We start from the raw sequence: 2,709 nt of genomic DNA, 5'->3' as shown, positions 1-2,709 counted from the left end.
TGCGTCACGGGGTGCTGCCCCGGACGCTGAACGTCGGTGAGCCGTCGTCGAAGGTGGACTGGTCGGCGGGCGCGGTCGAGCTGCTGACGGAGGCGCGGGAGTGGCCGGAGACGGGCGAGCGCCCGCGCCGGGCCGCCGTCTCGTCCTTCGGTGTCAGCGGCACCAACGCCCACACCGTTCTCGAAGCCGCGCCCACCGACGAGCCTGCCCCGGGAACACCCACGTCCCCGGTGCTCCCGGCAGTCGTGCCCTGGGTGCTGTCGGCCCGCAGCGAGGCCGGCCTGCGTGCACAGGCCGAACGTCTGGCCACCTCCGTGAGCGCGGCGACGCCGCCACTGGACGTGGCGTACTCACTGGCCACCGGCCGCGCCCACCTGGAGCACCGGGCAGCGGTCGTCGCCGCGACGTCGGAGGACCTGATCGCGGCCCTCGACGCGGTGGCCGAAGGCCGTCCGGCCGCGGGTGTCGTGTCGGGTGTGGTTCGGGGTGGGCGTTCGGCGTTCCTGTTCTCGGGCCAGGGCTCGCAGCGGGCCGGGATGGGCCGGGAGCTGTACGAGGCGTTCCCGGTGTTCGCCGACGCGTTCGACGCGGTGTGCGCCGAGCTGGACAGGCATCTGGACCGGCCGGTGAAGGAGCTGGTCTTCGACGCCGAGTCGGACCTGCTGGACCGGACCGTCTACACGCAGGCGGGGTTGTTCGCGGTCGAGGTGGCGCTGTTCCGGCTGGTGGAGCACTGGGGCGTCACCGCGGATTACCTTCTCGGCCACTCCATCGGTGAACTCGCCGCCGCGCACGTCGCCGGGGTGTGGTCGCTGGAGGACGCGGCCGCGCTCGTCGCTGCCCGGGGCCGGCTCATGCAGGCCCTGCCGGAGGGTGGAGCGATGGTCGCCGTCCAGGCGACCGAGGACGAGATCCTGCCCCTGCTCACCACCAACGTCTCCATAGCCGCTCTCAACGGTCCGAACTCCGTGGTCGTCTCCGGTGACGAGGGCGAGGTGCTGGCGATCGCGGAGCGGTTCGGGAAGTCGAAGCGGCTGCGGGTCAGCCACGCCTTCCACTCGCCGCGCATGGAACCGATGCTGGAGGAGTTCCGCGCTCTCCTGCAGACGGTCACCTTCCACACCCCGCGCATCCCGGTCGTCTCCAACCTCACCGGCACCGTCGCGGGCGAGGAGCTGCTGACCGCGGACTACTGGGTGGAGCACGTCCGCCAGGCGGTCCGCTTCGCCGACGGCATCCGCCACCTCGAGACGCAGGGCGTGACTGCGTATCTGGAGCTCGGCCCCGGCGGAGTCCTGTCCGCGATGGGGCAGGAGACGGCCGGCGACGCCGCGTTCGTTCCGGCCCTGCGGAAGAACCGTGCCGAGACCGACGCCGTCGTCACTGCGCTGACCGAACTCCACGCGCACGGCACCGCCGTCGACTGGACGGCCTACTACGCGGGCACCGGCGCCCGACGCGTCGACCTGCCCACCTACGCCTTCCAGCACGAGAACTACTGGCTCCGCTCCGCCGGTCCCTCGGTCGCCGGTCTCGACCTGATGGGCATGGGCCCGGCGGACCACCCGTTCCTCGATGCCTCCGTGGCCGTGGCGGGTTCCGACGGCCTGCTGTTCAGCGGTCGCATCGGTCTCGACACCCACCCCTGGCTCGCGGACCACGCGGTCCTCGGCACGGTGCTGCTGCCGGGTGCCGCCTTCGTCGACCTGGCCGCGCACGTCACCCTGGCGGCCGGCTGTGACCGGGTCGAAGAACTCACCATCGCGGCCCCCTTGGTTCTCGAGCCCACGGCGTCCGTCGTCCTGCAGATCTGGGCCGGACCCGCCGACGAGAGCGGGCGGCGTCCGCTGGAGATCCACTCCCGTCCGGCCTCCGACGCCACCGCACCGTGGAGGCGTCACGCGGGTGGTGTGCTCGCCGTGGACGCGCCGTCCGCCTCCGTCGGCCGGACCATGGCCGAGTGGCCGCCGCGTGCGGCCGAGCAGGTCCCGGTCGACGGGGTCTACGACGCCATGAACGACATCGGTTACGGGTACGGGCCGGTCTTCCAGGGCCTGCGTGCCGTGTGGAAGCGCGAGGACGAGGTCTTCGCCGAGGTCGCGCTGCCCGCGGACGCAGGGGAGGAGGGGACCCGTTTCGGGCTGCACCCCGCCCTGCTGGACTCCGCCCTGCACGCCATCGGGGTCAGTGGAGGCTCGCTCGCCGAGGGCGGCCGACTTCCCTTCGCGTGGTCGGGCGTCAGCCTTTACGCGGTGGGTTCGTCCGCGCTGCGGGTCCGGATCACGACCGCCGGCGACGGAAACGTGTCGCTCGATCTCGCCGACAGCGAAGGAATGCCGGTCGCACGGATCGACTCGCTGGTCATGCGTCCCTTGAGCGCGGGACAACTCGACGTCCCTGCCCGGAGTGGCGGTGCCGACTCGGTGTTCGAGGTCGAATGGGTCTCCGGCCCGGCCGTCGGACGCGCCGAGGTGCCGGCCGCCCTGCCGGAGGTCGTCGAGGTGCCCGCTTCGAGCATCGACGGTGATGTTCCGGCGGTCGTGCAGACGGTGGTCGCCGATGTGCTGGCCCGGCTGCAGGAATGGCTCGCCTCGGGTGAGCAGGACGGTCGTCTGGTCGTCGTCACCCGTGGCGCGGTGGCCGCGACCGGGGCCGAGGAGGTCACCGACCTCGCCGCCGCGGCGGTGTGGGGTCTGGTGCGCTCGGCGC

At 72.6% G+C, this 2,709-nt stretch carries 1 protein-coding gene; it reads left to right on the top strand.

The genetic code is table 11. The features are described from left to right. On the top strand, window positions 1-2,709 hold a 2,709-nt coding region (locus A2U95_RS21155), incomplete at both ends, for an acyltransferase domain-containing protein (RefSeq protein ID WP_166025681.1).

It is taken from the genome of Streptomyces chilikensis, from assembly GCF_001642695.1.
Classification (GTDB): Bacteria; Actinomycetota; Actinomycetes; order Streptomycetales; family Streptomycetaceae; genus Streptomyces; species Streptomyces chilikensis.
This window is presented reverse-complemented; position numbering and strand designations above follow the sequence as displayed.